This window comes from Kribbella sp. DT2 (assembly GCF_049844575.1).
GTDB lineage: Bacteria > Actinomycetota > Actinomycetes > Propionibacteriales > Kribbellaceae > Kribbella.
Genome location: NZ_JBNCLH010000002.1, coordinates 661,618 through 677,785, shown reverse-complemented (window position 1 = coordinate 677,785; position 16,168 = coordinate 661,618). Strand labels below are relative to the sequence as shown.

Here is a 16,168-nt window from a genome sequence, read left to right as displayed (position 1 = left end):
CCGGGGGCCGATGGAACGACCGCGCGACCACCTCCGTTGTCAGGTCAGGAGGTGGTCGCGATCGACGGGATCTGGATGCTTTTCGCCGCGCTGGCGGTGGTTGTCGCGTTCCTCGCACTGCTCGCGTGGGCCGCGGCCCGGGCGCGCCGGCACGGGATCAGCGGCTCGATGATGGGCCCGTTCGACGAGATGTGGCGCCCAACCGCTGCTGAGTCCCACCTCGAGATCCAGGTGCAGAACGAGCGCAAGAAGCCGCTCCCCTCGCCCGAGGACCTCTGAGCCGCCTCAGCTCGGCGGGTACTGCTGGGCCTTCAGGAGCCTGGCCAGGTGGGCCGTGTTCGCGGCGAGCGTCTTGGTCGCGGCACCGGTGGTTTCGGCCTTCGGCCCGGCGTCGTTGTAGTCGACCTTGCCCATCGCTTCCCCGACCCAGTACGTCGAACCGTTGGCCGCGACGCTGAACCCGACATCGTTCAGCCCCTGCAGCAGCTCGGCCGTCACGTGGTGCGCACCGTCCTCGTTGCCGACCACGGCCACCGCCGCGACCTTGCCGAACGTCAGCAACCGCCCCTGGTCGTCGGTCTCCGCCAGCTCGGCGTCGAGCCGCTCCAGCACCACCTTCGCCACGCTGGACGGCTGCCCCATCCAGATCGGCGTCGCGATCACCAGGATGTCCGCCGCCAGCACCTTCTCCCGGATCCGCGGCCACTCGTCACCGTCGCCTTCGTCGGTCGTCACCCCGAACTTCACGGTGTGGTCGACGATCCGGACCACCTCACCGTCGGTGTCGTGATCGGCCAGCGCCGCCAGCACCTCCCGGCCCAGCAACTCCGAGCTCGACGGCGCCGGAGACTTCTTCAGCGAACACCCGAGCACCACAGCACGCAAAGTCGTCATGTCAGATCTCCTAGATCGGGTCAGCTCCCTCGCTGTACCCATCAGTTGACCGAAGCAACACCGGCGGACGGAATACGGGCGGGTACCGGAACGACACCTGAATCCCACCGGAGGTGCGACATGTCGACCAATCCCATCCCGCCCGTCCCGCCGATCCTCCCCGAGCCCGACCCCGACAACCCGGACCTCGACCCCACCGAGAACCCGGACCGCGAGCCCGAGTGGAACCCCGAGGAGGACCCGAACGAGCAGCTCCCCCGCGACTGACCGACTGGCGGTACGCCGTACGGGCTGCTGCGGCCGGCGCGAGTGGTGCAGTCGCCTACGGGGTGTAGATCGAGGCGCGCAGGTTGGCCGAGGTGTAGGCGGCATCGATGTAGGCCAGGCCGGTGACCGGCTCGCCGGAGTCGTAGTCGCCGTTGCCGTTGGAGTCCTGGTAGGTCAGCGCCGAAACGGTGCCGCGGGCATCGACCGTGCCGTCGGAGTTCGTCCGGTAGACCGGGCCGCCGGAGTCGCCGGGCCGGACCTGGGTCGCGTTGGCCCAGATGAGACCGGTCTGGCCGTTCAAGGCGGTCGACTGGATCGTGCCGAGGCCACCGCCGGAGGTCCGTCCGTAGAAGCCGACGGCCTGACCGACCTTGTTCGGGGTCGCGGTGGTCACCGTGCGCTCCGAGGCGCCGCCGCCGGACAGCCGCACCCAGGTGCTGGCGCTGAACGACGTGTTGGGCGCGGGACGGAGCAGGAGAACGTCGTTGTTCGCCGTACCGGCCTGGGTCCTGGTGCCGAGGTGGCGACCGTCGTGGTACCACTCGATGAACGGGTTGGTGCCCTGGTAGCAGTGCAGCGCGGTGCTGCCGAGGACCGCGCCCGTGGCCCAGCTCTTCCAGGCGAAGCCCTGGGTGCAGGCGACGCTCGCACCCGCGCCGTTGGTCGAGGTGATGTGGTTGCCGGCGGTCCAGCCACCGCGGTCGCTGGACGGCGAACCCGCGGCCTGCGCCACGCCGCCGCGAACGACAGTCACGTAGGACCGCAGCGCACTCGGGACCCGTTGGTGAATCTCGTCGACGTGGTCCTTCACCAGCACCATCAGCTGGCCGTTGTCGGGATGGATCGCGGCGATGTCGCCGGCGTACGTGCCGGCCCAGCTGCCCTTGGACCGCCACAGGTCATCGACCTGCGTCGCGGCGGCCTGCGCGGTCAGCGACTGCCGCGCCACCGCGGGCCGCTCGAACGTCTCGCCCTGCTGAGCGTTGCCGCTGCTGGTGGCCGAGATCGTTGCCACCGCCATCACGGCGATCCCCACGACGGCCTTCAAAGTCACGCTTCTTCTCACGGATGTCCCCTTGTGCACTCGATCCGGCACAGCGCGTTGCTGCCTCACGGACGACAACCTTCGGCGCGGGGCCGCCATCAGGGCAAGGCCTTCGGGAGACCTTGCAGCTAGCTGCAGAACGCCCCGCGCCGTGCCGGTACGTCGTACGATCGATGCCAACGGCAATCAAAAGGGGCCGGTAACTCGGTTGCTCCGGAGCCTGGAGCGGGAATACTGGCTGTCGTCCCAGTTGATCCGGTGAAAGGCCCGCAGGCGTGACCATGCACGACGACGAAGTGGACGTGAGCACCGAGATCGTCGCGACCCTGATCCAGGAACAGTTCCCGCAGTGGAACGGCCGGGCGATCCGGCTCGTGCCGTCGACCGGAACGGTCAGCGCCATCTTCCGCGTCGGCGACGATCTCGCCGCGCGGTTCCCGCTGCGCCTGTCCGACGCTGCCGAGGTCCTGGCGGTTCTGGAAGGGGAAGCCCGCGCGAGCGCGGAGCTGGCGCAGGTGTCGCGGTTCCCCGTCCCGGAACCCGTCGCCCTGGGAAAGCCCGGAGCGGGCTACCCCATGCCGTGGTCGGTCCAGACCTGGCTGCCGGGAACGATCGCCTTCGAGGCCGACCCGAGTGGGTCGGACGCGTTCGCCGAGGACCTCGCGGCCTTCATCGCGGCCCTGCGGGGCGCCGAGACGCGCGGTCGGGTTTTCAGCGGCGAAGGTCGTGGCGGCGTACTCACCGACCACGACGAGTGGATGGCGAAGTGCTTCGACGAGAGTGCGGGGCTGCTCGACGTGCCTCGGCTGCGTCAGGTGTGGGGCGACCTTCGGGAGTTGCCACGCAAAGACGCCGACGTGATGAGCCACGGTGATCTGATCGCCGGCAACGTACTGGTCAACGGCGACCGGCTCAGCGGCGTACTGGACACCGGAGGTTTCGGCCCGGCCGATCCCGCGCTGGACCTGGTCGGCGCTTGGCACCTGTTGCAGCCAGGGCCGCGGGAGGTGCTGCGGCGGGCTTTGGCCTGTGACGATCTGGAGTGGGAGCGCGGCAAGGCCTGGGCGTTCCAGCAGGCGATGGGCGTTGTCTGGTACTACGTCGAGACCAATCCGACCATGAGCAGCATGGGGCGCCGGACCCTCGACCGCCTTCTGGAGTCGATGGAGTGAGGCCGCCTCCGCCGGCCAGGTGACACGATGTGGGTATGCAGGTGTTCTCGGGCCCCGTAGGCGAAGCGGCGATGGAACTGGCACTGGCCAACGCCCTGGTACGCCGGGCATCCGGCGGCGAAGTGACCGACGCGGTCCGGATCTACCGGCCGGCCGAGCCGGTGCTGGTCTTCGGGCGGCGGGACACGCGCCATCCCGGCTTCCGGTCCGCCGTACAGGCTGGGCGGGATGCCGGGTTCCAGCCGCTCGTCCGCGCCGTCGGTGGACGACCGGTCGCCTACACCTCCGAAGCGGTCGTGGTCGACCACGTGCGGCACGACTTGCGAGCGACCGAGGACCACCAGCGCCGCTTCGGCACCTTCGGAACCCAGTACGCCGACGCGCTACGCGCCCTCGGCATCGACGCGCGCGTCGGCGAGGTCCCCGGCGAGTACTGCCCCGGCGCGCAGAGCATCAACGCCCGCGGCGCCGTCAAGCTGGTCGGCACCGCCCAGCGAGTCGTCCAGCACGCCTGGCTCTTCAGCTCGCTCACCGTCATCGGCGACGCCGACCGGATCCGCTCGCTCCTGACCGAGGTCTACGCCCACCTCGAACTCCCCCTCGACCCCGCCACCGTGGGCTCCCTGGCGACCGAACGCCCCGAGCTGACAGCAACCGCCGTAGAGCAACACTTCCACGCTGTCTTCGCGGCCGGCACGACGCCGTCAACCCTCGACCAGCCCACGCTGGACCTGGCCACCTCGTACGCCCCGGACCACCGCGTCCTGTGACGCAATCTCCCCTCTTCAAGGAGCGAAGCCTGATGAGTGCCCTCGTCACCTCGGAGCTCGACCGGATCTATCCGTTGCCGAGCACCGCCACCGCCGACTTCGCGCACGACGGTTTCGTGCACCTGTCGGACGTGCTGTCGCCGGAGACCGTTCGGTACTTCGAGCCGACGGTCACCGACGAGGTCATCCGGCTGAACACCCAGCATCTCCCGCTCGCCGAACGCGGCACCTACGGCAAGGCGTTTCTCCAGGTGACCAACCTCTGGGAGCACAACGAGACCGTCCGGGACCTGGTCCACTCCCAGCGGCTGGCCGGTATCGCCGCCAGGCTCCTGGGCGTTCACGCGGTCCGGCTCTACCACGACCAGGCGCTCTACAAGGAGCCCAGCGGCGGCATCACACCCTGGCACGCGGACCAGTACTACTGGCCCCTGTCCAGCGACCGGGTCTGCCGCTCTGGCTGCCGCTGCAGGACACGCCGGTGGAGATGGGCCCGCTCGCCTTCGCGCGCGGCAGCCACAACTTCTCCTCCGGCCGCGACCTGCCGATCAGCGACGAGTCGGAGACGAAACTGGATCGAGCCGTCGCCGAGCAGCGGTTCGAGGACGTCGTCGAACCCTTCGCGCTCGGCGACGCCAGCTTCCACCGCGGCTGGACCTTCCACCACGCCGGCCCGAACCACAGCACGGTCCCCCGCCGGGTGATGACCGTCATCTACCTCGACGCCGACATCCGGATCACCGAACCCACGAACGACAACCAGGTCAGCGACCTCGCGTGGATGCCCGGCGCCGTCGTCGGCCAGGTCCCGGACACCCCCCGCAACCCCGTCCTGTACGACGGCCGCACCGTTTGACGGAACCGCAACCTCAGATAGCTGGGTACGGGACGTGGCCCACTGCGTCCCGTACCCAGCTGCTACTTCTTCGGGGCTTCCGCCGCGCAGGCAAGATCCCGGGACGGGCGCTCCCCGGTGGTCAGGAACGTCACCACCGCGTCCTTCGCGCACGTGTTCTTCGTGACCGGGTAGACGCCGTGCCCGCCGCCGTCGACGGTCACCATCGTGGCGCGGTCGCCGAGGGCGCGGCGCATCTTCTGAGCGCCGACCAGCGGCGTCCCCGGGTCGCGCTCGTTCTGCACCAGGAGCACGTTCGACGGGCCCCGGTCGGTGATCTTCACCGGCGGTTCGACGCGCCGGTTCGGCCAGAACGCGCACGGCTGGATACCCGCCGCGGCGGCGCCCAGCATCGGGTGCTTGATCCGGTCGATCGCGACGTTGCGCTGGTACTCGCGGACCGACGTCGGCCAGCGGCTGTCGGTGCAGGCGACGTACAGCCTGGCGGCCATGGCGTTGTCGTCGCCGGTCGCCGGCGGGACCTCCAGCGGCTTGCCGGCGTCGATGTCCTGCCAGACCTTGGCCAGGACGGGCAGGTTCGCCTCGCCGTAGAGCAACCCGAACGCGGTCGCGCGGAAGTCCGTCTCGGTCATCCCCTTGACCGGCTGCACGCGCAGCTTCCGCGCGAGCTCGAAGAACTTCGCCTTCACCTGCGGCGGGGTTGTGCCGAGCCCGAGCTCCGGGTGCGCGACGACGTACTTCTGGAAGTCCGGGAACCGGTCCTCCAGCCCCCGGCCGAACATCCGCATCGCGTTCTCGTCGTACCCGCCGGGACCCATGACGCTGTCGATCACCACCCGGTCACTGGTCCTCGGGAACATCGTCGTGTAGACCGCGCCGAGGTAGCTGCCGTACGACAGCCCCAGGTACGAGGCCTTCTCCTCGCCCAGCGCCGCGCGCACCCGGTCCAGGTCCCGCGCGGTGTTCGCGGAGGTGATGAAGGGCAGCATCGACGCGGTCTTCGAGGTGGCGCACTGCTTCGCGATGGCCCGCGCGTACGGCGCTTCCTTGGCGACGTCGGCCGCGGAGTGCGCGTACGTCGCGAAGGAGCCGTGGCTCTGCTGGGCCGGCGTGAGGTCGCAGGTCACCGGCGCACTGCGGCCGACGCCGCGCGGGTCCATGCCGATCACGTCGTAGGCGTCCAGCACGTCCTTGGACGCGCCTGCTCTGGCGAAATATCCCGGGTAGTCGATCCCGGTGGAACCGGGGCCGCCGGGATTGGTCAGCAGGATGCCGCGACGCTTCGACGGGTCCTTGCTCGCCAGCCGGGACAGCGCGAGCTCGATCTGCCGGCCGTCGGGCTTGCGGTAGTCCAGCGGTACGGCGAGCTTCGCGCACTCGAGCGGCACGTACTGCACGACGTCCGGCGGGCACGGCGCCCACTTGACGGTGCTCGACGCGGCCGGCTTCGTTGCCGCCGACACCTTCGGCGACGTCACGGTCAAGGCCGGTACGGCGATCGCCGCCGCCAGTGCGGTGGCGGCGACAGCGAGCACTGGTGTTCTTCGCATCTGATGTCCTCCAGAGGGCGCGCGAAGGCGCCGAAAATGGTCGTGCCGGGGAAGCTGCTCGATCAGCCCGCGGCGCCGTCGAGCAGCCGGTCGAAGCGCAGCCGCAGGGCCCGCTCCGTGCTGGCCAGCAGGGTGACGACGATGATCGTGACGTTCAGCCAGGCGGGCAGCCGGACCGGCGAGTCGAACACGCCGAGGTGCTCGGCGACCGGCGGGATCCGGGTGACCGGGCCGACGATCTGCGGGACGAGCAGCAGTACGGCGATGCCGAGCACGGTCGCCGAGAAGACGCCGATCGCGCGGCTCAGCGTGGGATGCGCGCGGTCGAGCCGCGCGCGGCGTCCCTCGGCGGTGTGCGGATCCGGCTCGAGCTGGTACTCCGCTCCCCGGTCGGTCACGTAGTGGCAGCGCTTGAGCCCGAAGTTACTCATCCGCACCTCGATGACGCCGCCTTCGACCGGGAAGACGGCCGGCAGCCTGCACACGGCGTGCTGCCGGCCGTTGAGGTACAGGTCGGCGGTGGTGTCGCCCGCGCTCTGGTTGCCCCAGTGCCTGACGTCAACGGCGTACACCGTCGGCCGGCCGTCGTCGCCGGTCAGCCGGAGGGAGAACAGTGCCCGGCCGAGCGACTGCCACCACCGCACGCGCTGCAGTTCCCGCCCGTCGCCAGGCTTGACGCGTTGCACCGCTCGGCGCTGCTGCCACTCCTTGAACATCTCTGTACTCCCTTCGGCTGCTCGATCTGTCGCCTACTTGCTCGGGTTGGCCGCGCAGGCGAGGTCCTTGGCCGGGCGCTCACCGGTGAGCAGGAAGGTCGTCACCGCGTTCTTCGAGCAGGTGTTCGGGGTCCCGGGGTAGACACCGTGACCACCGCCGGGGTCGGTGACCATCTTGGCCCGCTGCCCGAGTGCCGCGCGCATCTGCCGCGCGCCGGCCAGCGGGGTGCCCGGGTCACGCTGGAACTGGACCAGCATCACGTTCGACGGACCCCGGTCGGTGATCTTCACCAGCTCCTTGTGGTGCTTCGGCCAGAAGGCGCACGGTCCGATGTTGCCCGTGGATCCGCCCAGCATCGGGCGCTTGATCCGGTCGACCAGGGCGGTGCGCTGGTACTCGCGGAGCTTCTCCGGCCATCCCGGGTTGTTGCAGGACACGGTCAGCCGGATGGACATGATGTTGTCGCTGTCCTCCGCCGGCTTCAGGTTCAGCGGCAGGTTCTTGTCGAGTTTCTGCCAGGTGCCGGCCAGGTAAGGCATGACGCCGTCGCTGTACATCCCGGCGAACGTCAGCGCCCGGAACCCCGTCTCGGTCATGCCCTCGACCGGCTTGGCCCGCAGCTCCTTCGCGAGCTCGAAGAACTTCGCCTTCACCTGCTGCGGGGTCTTGCCCAGCCCGAGCTCCGGGTGCGCGACGACGTACTTCTGGAAGTCCGGGAACCGGTCGTCCAGACCGCGGGCGAACATCCGCATCTGCTTGACGTCGTACCCGTCGGGGTTGATGACGCTGTCGATCACGACCCGGTCGGTGGTCTTCGGGAACAGCGTCGTGTAGACCGCGCCGAGGTAGCTACCGTAGGAGGCGCCGAGGTACGAGGCCTTCTTCTCGCCCAGCGCCGCACGGACCCGGTCCAGGTCCCGGGCGGTGTTCGGCGTGGTGATGTACGGGAGGATGTCCCCGGTCTTCGACGAGGCGCATTGCTTGGCGAGGGACTTTGCGTACTTCGCCTCCGTGACGACGTCGGACGGGCTGTGGGCGTACGTCGCGAAACTTCCGAGCGCCTGCTGCTCCAGGGTGGTGTCGCACGTGAGCGGCGTGCTGTGGCCGACGCCGCGAGGATCGACGCCGATCACGTCGTAGGCGTTCTGCACTTCCTGCGGGAGGCCGCTCTCGACGAGCTGGGCCGGATAGATGAGCCCCTTGACCCCCGGACCGCCGGGGTTGGTCAGCAGGATGCCGCGGCGCTGCGTCGGCTCCTTCGAGGCCAGGCGGGAGATCGCGATCTCGATCTGCCGGCCGTTCGGCTTGCGGTAGTCCAGCGGTACGTCGAGCGTCGAGCACTCCAGCGGCAGCGGCGTGACGACGTCCTTCGGGCACGCTCCCCACTTCAGGGTGCTCGGCGAGGTCTTCGCCGCCACGGCCGGCGTCGTCGCCGCCGAGACTTCCGGCGCCTTCGCCATCGACACTGCTGGTACAGCCGCCGCCACGACCGCGGTGGCGGCCAGAGCGATGGTCAAGGTCCTGTGCATTGTGATGTCCTCCAAAGGGGGCGCGCGCTGGGCGCCGATTACTGCGGTCGTCAAGAAATCTAGTTTTCCGCCCCGGCCCGGGACATCCACCGTTCGTGCACCTTCGCCGACCGAAAGAACAAATGCGCGCCGGTTCAGCGCATCAGGCCCGATTCCCAGGCCCAGACCGCGATTTCGGTACGGTTCCGGGCGGAGATCTTGCGCTGGACCGAGCCGAGGTGGGACTTCACGGTCGACAGCGAGACCAGCAGGTCCGCGCTGATCTCGACGTTGGTCCGGCCCCGGGCGACCGCCTTCACGGCGTCCAGCTCGCGTTCGGTCAGCGCCGGTTCGGCGGCCCGGGGGCGGCTGCTGCCGGTGGCGAAATGGCCGAGTAGCCGAGTGGTGATCGACGGTGAGACCAGGGCGTCGCCGTTGGCCGCGGCGTGCACGGCCTCCACCAGCAGCCTCGGGCCGGCATCCTTCAGCAGAAACCCGCAGGCACCGGACCGGAGCGCCTCGTGCACGAGCTCGTCGAGGTCGAAGGTCGTCACGACCAGCACCCGCAGCGGTCTGCCGACCCCGGGACCCGCCAGCAGCCGCGTGGCGGCCAGCCCGTCCATCAGCGGCATCCGGATGTCCATCAACGTGACGTCGGGGCGCAACTGCTGGGCCAGCGCCACCGCTTGCTTGCCGTCCTGGGCCTCCCCGATCACCTCGAGGTCGGGCTCTCGTTCCAGGATCAGCCGGAACCCGGTCCGGACCATTGCCTGGTCGTCGGCGAGTAGGATTCGCAGTGTCATCGGGTCACCATCTCCCCCGGCGGCCGGGCCGCCGCGGCTTCGCCTGGCAGCGGAAGCTCGGCGAGCACCCGCCATTCGTGGTCGCCGTGCTCCCCGACCGTCAGCTGTCCGTCCAGCGCGGCGATCCGCTCGCGCATCCCGACCAGTCCGTAGCCCTCCGTCGTCCGGCGGTTGCGGCTCCGGCTGTACCGGCGCCCGTCGTTCAGCACCTCGACGCGGAGGTACTGCCGCCCCGCGGACACCACCGTCTCGACCGAGACGGTCACCCGGCGAGCGTCCGGCGCGTGCCTGCGCACGTTGGTCAACGACTCGAGGACGACGCGGTGCACCGTCGTCACCGTCTCCGAGGCCACGGCGAGGTCGACGAGTTCCGGGGCCAGCCGCACCGTGACGGCCGGGTCGCCGCCGACCGCTGCCTCGACCGTCTCCACCAGGTCCCCGGTGCCGGGCGACAGCGACTCGGGACTCCGCAGCATCATGACCAACCGCCGTACGGCGCCGAGTGCCTCGGCACCGGCTCGCTCGATGTCCTCGAGCATCTCCCGCTCCGTGCCATCGGCAAGCACTACCCGCGCGGCCTGGGTACGTACGACGACGCCCGTGATGTGGTGCGCCACCAGGTCGTGCAGCTCCCTGGCCAGCACGAGCCGTTCCGTGTTCCGGGCGGTCGCCAGAGCAACCTCGTGCCGGGTCTCTCCGTCGCGCAGGATCAGCCCGACCGCGACACTGATGCCCCACAGGGCCGCCCACAGCGCCGCGACGGTGAAGGTGACCGAGCCGCCGCCGTACCGCAGGGACGGTGCGAGGATCACGGCCAAGCCGCCGGCCACCGCGATCGCGGCCGCCTGGGGCGGCCGCAGCTGGTGACAGCTCGCTCCGATCAGCAGCAGCAGGCCCAGCGTCTCGCTGTCACCACTGATCGATCCGCCGTGCTCGGTCAGGACACCCGCCGCGCTGGCCAGCAACGAGCAGGCGATCGCCACCGCCGCGAACTGGACGAGCCGTCCGGGCCGGCGGCGCCGGAGCAGCGCGAGCGCTCCGACCACCACCCCGACGCAGATGTAAAGCGTCTCGCCCGGTGGTGGCGGCTGGTCGGGGAAGAGCAGGCGCGCGATGGTCTTCTCGGTGTTCAGACCCACCACGACGACAATCTCGGCAACCACCAGACCACGGCGCAGCAGCGGGCTGTTGGCGCGGATCACGGGGTCGTCCTCCATCAGCTTTTCCACACAGCGTTCTGACCGTTTCGAGTCTTCACGGAATCGTCCCCGCGCACTTCCCACCCGTGGCCATTTCGGGTCAACCGAAAGTACGAGACCGCCTTTTCCGGCGGTGCACCCGGAATTGCCCGGGAAGGGTTTACTTCACGCCGTACTGGCCGGGCAGAGCGCCCTGGAGCCGCGCCAGCTTGAGGCCGACGTGGAGCAACAGCCGGTCCTCGCCGTTCGACAACGAAAGACCAGTCAGCTGCTCGATCCTGGAGATCCGGTAGTACAGGCTCGTCCGGTGCAGCTGGAGCTGCTTGACGCACGCCTGGACGCTCCCGCCGAGGTCGAGGTACGCCTCCAGCGTCTCGACCATCTGCTCGGCGTTCTTGTCCTCCAGGAGTGTCCGTACGGCGGCCGGCAGCGGCGCCTCGCGGGTCGCGACTCCCGGGAACCGGGCGAGCAACTGGTAGACGCCGAGCCGGCTCCACACCGTCACCGTGCCGAACTCCTCGACGTGCGAACCGACCGTCGTCGCGAGCTTCGCGGTCTGGTAGCTCGATCTGGCTTGGGCTACCGACCTCTCCACGCTGCCCACACCCACACTCGGTACGACGGCCTCCGGCAACGACTCGACCGCCTCGGTGAGCAGCGCCCGCGCGGTGTCGTCGACGAAGCGTCCGATCGTCTGCTCGTCCCCGTGCACCAGCAGTACGCCGCGCGCCCCGCGGTCCTTCACCAGCGCCATCGCGCTCAACGGCGCCACGCGCTGCCCGAGGTTGCGCAACAGGTGATCCAGCGCCGTCGCGGAGCCGGGCGTGCTGCCGTCGTTGCCCAGGTCCCGGATCAGGACGCAGCAGCAGGCCTCGGCCGGGCCGAACAGTTGCTCCTGCAACCCTTCGTCGTAGCTGCGGGCACGTACCCGCTCGTCGGAACCGAGCAGCCCACCCAGAAGGTCGGCCTCCCGCACCCGTCGTTCGTCGTTGAGGAACCGCTCGCGCATCAGGATCTCGCCGGCCGCGACGGCCGCCGCGACGCAGAGCTCCATCGACTCCGCCGGGAGCGAGTGGTCCTCGTCGATGATCCAGAGGAACCCGAACAGCAGCCCCTGGCACCGGACCGGGAAGCACCGCCGGTCGAGGAACGCGAGCTCGGCGATCCCCCGGACCAGCACCGGAGCCTCCGCGGACCCGATGCCCTGCCGGTAGACGTGCTTGACCAGCGACTCCTCGACCTTCATCTGCAGCACCGACTGCACGCGCTGCAGGTCCGTCGGACCGACCTGCGCGGAGTAGGCGAGCAGGTGCATCTGCGGGTCGTCGATCGCGACGTTCCGGCCGATCTGCTCGGCCAGCCGGTCCACGATCGGCTGCAGTCCGCGGGAGTCCATGCCGCCCACTGAACCAGTCATCACGCTCCTCGATCAACGTCTTCACCCAACCGTGCGGCATCCGAAGCAGTCCACGACCGCCCCGTCCGCGCCGCTGGTCATGGGTTCTCCCGTCGTCGAGCCAACAGGACAAGCTGACCACTCACCGCTCCCGGGAACGACCGACCGATGACGAGAGCTTCCAGCCGGTGATTGCGACAGATGTTGGGCGGCACGCCCTAGGGCTCCAGGCGGGTGGTGCCCAGCACGATCCGGGAGGGGTGCGCGCCGCCGTACAGCACCGTGTTGACGCACGGCCGGGGATCTCCGGTCGTCATCGGAGGCCCGAACCGGTTGCTGCTGAGCGTGAACCACGGGAAGTCGGAGCTCGCCAGCTGGACGCGCAGGCGATGCCCTGGCCGGAACGTGTGCTGGGCCGGCCACAGCTCGACCGCGTACTCGGTCGGGACCCCGGGTTCGACGGGTTCGGGGTTGTCCAGGCCGGTCCGACAGCTCGCCCGCAGGCATCCCGACGTCACGCGGACGGAGCGTCCGTCGGGGTCGACGTCGGTGAGCTTGACGTGCCAGTCGGTGTCCGTGCCGTCCGTGCTCGCGTGCAGGAGCAGCCGCGACCAGCCGGTCAGCGTCAACGGCGTGTCCAGGACCTCGGTCGTCCACGTCAGTACGTCGTCACGCTGGTCCACCGCCGTCTCGTCGAACGGATAGTCCGTCAACGGATAGGCCCGGAAGTCGAAGCGCGGCACCGGAGTCACCGAAGGATCGAACTGGTAGCTCGACTGCCCGGGCACCGACTCGGGCTTCTCGCTGAGCCGCCCGTCGTCGGCGAGATGCAACGACCGAGGAGCGGTAGCGTCCGTCCAGCCCTCGCCGAGCTTCCACTCCCGTGCCCCGGTGTCGAAGACCGCGGTCGACGGAAGCGTCCAGCGGTCCTCGTCGCCGCGCAGCCACTTGTCGAACCACCGCAGGTGCAGCTCGTTCATGTCCACCGAGCCCGCGGGCCCGAAGTCGGTGCCGTCGTAGGTGCTGTGGGGGTAGCGCACCCCGGCGTGCGACCACGGCCCGACGAGCAGGGTCTGGTCGGCGGCCGCCGGCGAAGCGCTGATCATCTGTTCGTAGTGGTGCATCGCGCCGGTCAGGTTCTCCAGGTCGAACCATCCGGCGACGTGCAGACAGGGCACGTCGATCGCGGCGTACGACCCGTCGAAGCGCAACGATTTCCAGAACTCGTCGTACGACGAGTGCTCGGACAGGTCGCCCCACGAGGGCCCTTCGAGCCCGAGCTTGTCGCCGATGCCGGCCAGCGGCCAGGTCGAAAGCAGCTCGGGCACAGTCTCGTGGTGTGTTGCCGGGCGTGGGTTCGCCTGCTGCTGGATCCCGTACAGCCACATCGGGAAGTAGCTCTGCAGGATTCCCCACGTGGACGGGATGTCCTGCATCCACCGGCCCGCGGCCGCGCTGGAGATCATGCACCTCAGGTGCGGCGGGCGCTCCGCGGCGAGGGCCCACTGGACCCAGCCCATGTACGAGATCCCCGTCGTACCGATCGAGCCGTTGCACCACGGCTGCTCGGCGACCCACTCGACGACGTCGTAGCCGTCTTCTCCGTCGTGCACGAACCAGTGGAAGTCCCCGCCGGACTCCAGGATCCCCCGAACGTCCACGACCACCGCCGCGTACCCGTGGTCGGCGTACCAGCGTGCCTCGCGTGACCAGACGGCCGACGACTTGTCGTACGGCGTGATCTGGACGATCGCCGGTACGGCGTCCTTCTGGTCGGCCGGAAGGTAGACACCGGCGGCGAGCTCGACACCGTCCCGCATCGGGATCCGCACCTCGAGATCGGGAGCGCACGCCTTCAGCTCACCCTTGAGGCAGGCGAAGAACTCCGGCAGCGTCTCCGGGCCGAGCGGCAGCGGGTCGGTCACAGGTCCCTGCCGTGGTTGGCGACGGCCGAACGGATCATCGAACGCACAGTGGCCTCGTACGCCGCGGCCGGCGCCGTGATCGCTTCGACCTCGCGCAGCTGGTGCAGCCGCGGATGAACGTCGGGGTCGACGTCGGCGAACGCTTCGCGCATCGACGAGGCCAGCGCGTCGGCGTCGAGGGACGCGTAGAACAACGCGTTGCCGATCGTGTACTGGATCAGGCTCAGCTGCGTCTCGACCGCGGCCGCCGCCGGCAGACCCAGCCGGTCGAACAACGCCGCGATGCGTTCGGCAACATCCAGGTCGGCACCGGGCACTCCGATCGGCCGGGCGAGCCGGTACAGGTCCGCGTTCTCGATCAGCGTCTGCCGTACGGCGCCGAAGTAGGCAACGAGCTGGTTCTCGGCCGTTGCCCGTGACTTCGCCGGCGGCGGTTCGATCCGGCGCATGGCCGTGTCGTACATGCCAGCGAGCAGCTCGTTCTTGTCCTTCAGGTACGTGTAGAGCGCCATCGGGTTGACGCCGAACGCCTTCGACACGCTCCGGAACGAGACCGCGTCCAGCCCGTCGGTCGCCATGATCTCCAGCGCCGTCTCCAGGATCAGCTCGCGGCTCAGGCTCCGGGCCGGACCCGGCCGCCGCGCTTCGCTTGCCGCGGGCATCGATCAGGCCCCGCGCCGGTAGATGCGCCCGGCGTAGGCGTAGTCGACGCCCTCGGACCCCACGGGCGTGACGAACTGGATCGGGATGCCGACGTCGCTGACGAAGCGGCCGTCCGCGGCGTACGGCGTCAGCCGCAGCGGGGGTGGCGGGAACGCGGTCTCACCGAGGATCAGCTTCATCATCTCGCCGAACAACGGATCGGCCTCGATCTGGACCCGCAGCGCGCCGTCGTCCTCCGTCACCACCAGACGGCCGTCGTCGGCCGTGTAGACGCCGACGTACGGATCGAGGTCGACCTCGATCGCTGCGTCGGACGCGGCCGGCGGAGCGTCCGGCCGGGCGTCGAAACACTCGTCGAGCAGCTCGGCGCACAGCTCGGCGAACAGGGCCGCGCCGGTCGTGCTGTTCGTCAGCGCCGCCAGAACGCCTTGCTGGTCAGGGATGATGTCGAGCGTCGAGTGCTGCCCCGCGCTGGCCCCGGTGTGACCGAGCAGCGTGTGGCCGTTCAGGTTCCGGATCGCCCAGCCGAGCCCGAACGCGTCGTACCCGATGCGCCACGGCAGGTCCAGCTGCGGTACCTGCATGGCCGTGACCGACTCGGGCGTCAGCACTCGCCGGCGATCCTCGGTCCGGCCGTTGGCCAGGTGCATCCGGCCGAACGTGACGAGCGCGCCGACGTCCAGGGCGAGCGCTGAGCCCGACGGCGCGTTGGTGCCGAGCTGGAACCGCGGCACCCGCTGAATGTTGCCCTGGGCATCGACGACGTGGCCGACGGCGGTCGAGCCCAGGATCATCTCGTCGGTGTCCGACGTCGCGTTCAGCTCGAGCGGACGCAGCACCCGCTCGGCCAGCGCCTGGTCGAACGTCCGCCCGGTCACCACCTCGGCGACCCGGCCGGCCGTGACCAGTCCGGCGTTCGAGTACGACCAGTAGCTGCCCGGCGGCGAGTTGAACTCGTACTCGCGCAGCAGCTCCACGAAGCCGGCGACGTTGTCCGGTCCCTTGGGCAGGTCGTAGGTGAAGTTGCCCGGCAGACCGCTGGAGTGGTTGAGCAGCATCCGGGTGGTCACCTCGGCCGACCGCGGGTCCTCGCCGACCGCGAAGTCGGGCAGGTACTCGCGCACCGGTGTGTCCAGGTCCACCAGACCTTCGTCGACCAGTGTCATCACCAGCGTGGCCGTGAAGACCTTGGTAACCGAGCCGGCGGCGAAGAGCGTCTCCGGTACGACGGGAGCGCCCGTCGTCACGTTGGTCACCCCGGTCACCGCGGTGACGACCTGATCGCCCTTGGCCACGGCGATCGCCGCGCCAGGCACGTTCAGCTTGCGGGCCGTGCTGTCCAGCCGCGCCTGCAACTGCTGCTGCGTGATCACAGGTCCGTCTCCTCCGCTCCGGGGTTCTCG

At 69.7% G+C, this 16,168-nt stretch carries 15 protein-coding genes and 1 pseudogene; 5 read left to right on the top strand and 11 right to left on the bottom strand.

The annotated features are described in order from the left end of the window. The first annotated feature begins 51 nt into the window (after positions 1-51). Entirely contained in the window at positions 52-279 is a 228-nt protein-coding gene (locus ACLQ2O_RS11915) for a hypothetical protein (protein WP_425830324.1), read from the top strand. Between the two features lie 6 nt (positions 280-285). On the opposite strand, the gene ACLQ2O_RS11910 is transcribed toward ACLQ2O_RS11915, so the two are convergent. Next, on the bottom strand, positions 286-894 hold the full coding sequence (locus ACLQ2O_RS11910; protein ID WP_425830322.1) for a flavodoxin family protein: 609 nt from the start codon (positions 892-894) through the stop codon (positions 286-288). 120 nt (positions 895-1,014) lie between these two features. On the opposite strand from ACLQ2O_RS11910, the gene ACLQ2O_RS11905 reads away from it, so the two are divergent. Continuing rightward, positions 1,015-1,161: a hypothetical protein gene (locus tag ACLQ2O_RS11905; RefSeq protein ID WP_425830320.1), complete on the top strand. Its 147-nt coding sequence runs from the start codon at positions 1,015-1,017 to the stop codon at positions 1,159-1,161. 55 nt (positions 1,162-1,216) lie between these two features. Here ACLQ2O_RS11905 and ACLQ2O_RS11900 read toward each other — a convergent pair whose 3' ends face one another. Then, positions 1,217-2,215 carry a hypothetical protein gene (locus tag ACLQ2O_RS11900; protein ID WP_425830318.1) on the bottom strand — a complete coding sequence of 333 codons (999 nt, stop codon included), beginning with the start codon at positions 2,213-2,215 and terminating at the stop codon, positions 1,217-1,219. Positions 2,216-2,487: 272 nt separating this feature from the next. Between ACLQ2O_RS11900 and ACLQ2O_RS11895 the strand changes: the two genes are divergently transcribed. From ACLQ2O_RS11895 to ACLQ2O_RS11885, 3 genes and pseudogenes are all read left to right on the top strand, one after another. Next, on the top strand, positions 2,488-3,378 hold the full coding sequence (locus ACLQ2O_RS11895; protein WP_425830316.1) for an aminoglycoside phosphotransferase family protein: 891 nt from the start codon (positions 2,488-2,490) through the stop codon (positions 3,376-3,378). A 35-nt stretch (positions 3,379-3,413) separates the two neighbouring features. Beyond that, positions 3,414-4,148, top strand: a complete 735-nt coding sequence (locus tag ACLQ2O_RS11890) for a lipoate--protein ligase family protein (RefSeq protein WP_425830314.1) — start codon at positions 3,414-3,416, stop codon at positions 4,146-4,148. Between the two features lie 32 nt (positions 4,149-4,180). Then, positions 4,181-5,004 (top strand): annotated as a pseudogene (locus ACLQ2O_RS11885) (phytanoyl-CoA dioxygenase family protein). A gap of 62 nt (positions 5,005-5,066) precedes the next feature. On the opposite strand, the gene ACLQ2O_RS11880 reads toward ACLQ2O_RS11885, so the two are convergent. The 9 genes from ACLQ2O_RS11880 to ACLQ2O_RS11840 form a co-directional block, all read right to left on the bottom strand. Continuing rightward, positions 5,067-6,554 carry an alpha/beta hydrolase gene (locus tag ACLQ2O_RS11880; protein WP_425830312.1) on the bottom strand — a complete coding sequence of 496 codons (1,488 nt, stop codon included), beginning with the start codon at positions 6,552-6,554 and terminating at the stop codon, positions 5,067-5,069. A 62-nt stretch (positions 6,555-6,616) separates the two neighbouring features. Then, the gene (locus ACLQ2O_RS11875; RefSeq protein WP_425830310.1) at positions 6,617-7,270 is read right to left on the bottom strand and encodes a hypothetical protein; all 654 of its coding nucleotides are present in this window, start codon (positions 7,268-7,270) and stop codon (positions 6,617-6,619) included. A gap of 33 nt (positions 7,271-7,303) precedes the next feature. Continuing rightward, complete coding sequence (locus tag ACLQ2O_RS11870; protein ID WP_425830308.1) at positions 7,304-8,800, bottom strand: alpha/beta hydrolase; 1,497 nt, start codon at positions 8,798-8,800, stop codon at positions 7,304-7,306. Positions 8,801-8,934: 134 nt separating this feature from the next. After that, the gene (locus ACLQ2O_RS11865) at positions 8,935-9,582 is read right to left on the bottom strand and encodes a response regulator (protein ID WP_425830306.1); all 648 of its coding nucleotides are present in this window, start codon (positions 9,580-9,582) and stop codon (positions 8,935-8,937) included. Continuing rightward, positions 9,579-10,799 carry a sensor histidine kinase gene (locus ACLQ2O_RS11860; RefSeq protein WP_425830304.1) on the bottom strand — a complete coding sequence of 407 codons (1,221 nt, stop codon included), beginning with the start codon at positions 10,797-10,799 and terminating at the stop codon, positions 9,579-9,581. The genes ACLQ2O_RS11865 and ACLQ2O_RS11860 overlap by 4 nt, the downstream gene beginning before the upstream one ends. A gap of 142 nt (positions 10,800-10,941) precedes the next feature. Next, entirely contained in the window at positions 10,942-12,198 is a 1,257-nt protein-coding gene (locus ACLQ2O_RS11855) for a PucR family transcriptional regulator (RefSeq protein ID WP_425830302.1), read from the bottom strand. A gap of 197 nt (positions 12,199-12,395) precedes the next feature. Continuing rightward, a complete protein-coding gene (locus ACLQ2O_RS11850; protein WP_425830300.1) occupies positions 12,396-14,102 on the bottom strand; it encodes a CocE/NonD family hydrolase in 1,707 nt (568 codons plus the stop codon). After that, on the bottom strand, positions 14,099-14,764 hold the full coding sequence (locus tag ACLQ2O_RS11845; RefSeq protein ID WP_425830298.1) for a TetR/AcrR family transcriptional regulator: 666 nt from the start codon (positions 14,762-14,764) through the stop codon (positions 14,099-14,101). Before ACLQ2O_RS11845 ends, ACLQ2O_RS11850 begins: the two co-directional genes overlap by 4 nt. 3 nt (positions 14,765-14,767) lie before the next feature. Beyond that, on the bottom strand, positions 14,768-16,138 hold the full coding sequence (locus tag ACLQ2O_RS11840) for a serine hydrolase domain-containing protein (RefSeq protein WP_425830296.1): 1,371 nt from the start codon (positions 16,136-16,138) through the stop codon (positions 14,768-14,770). Positions 16,139-16,168: the final 30 nt, after the last annotated feature.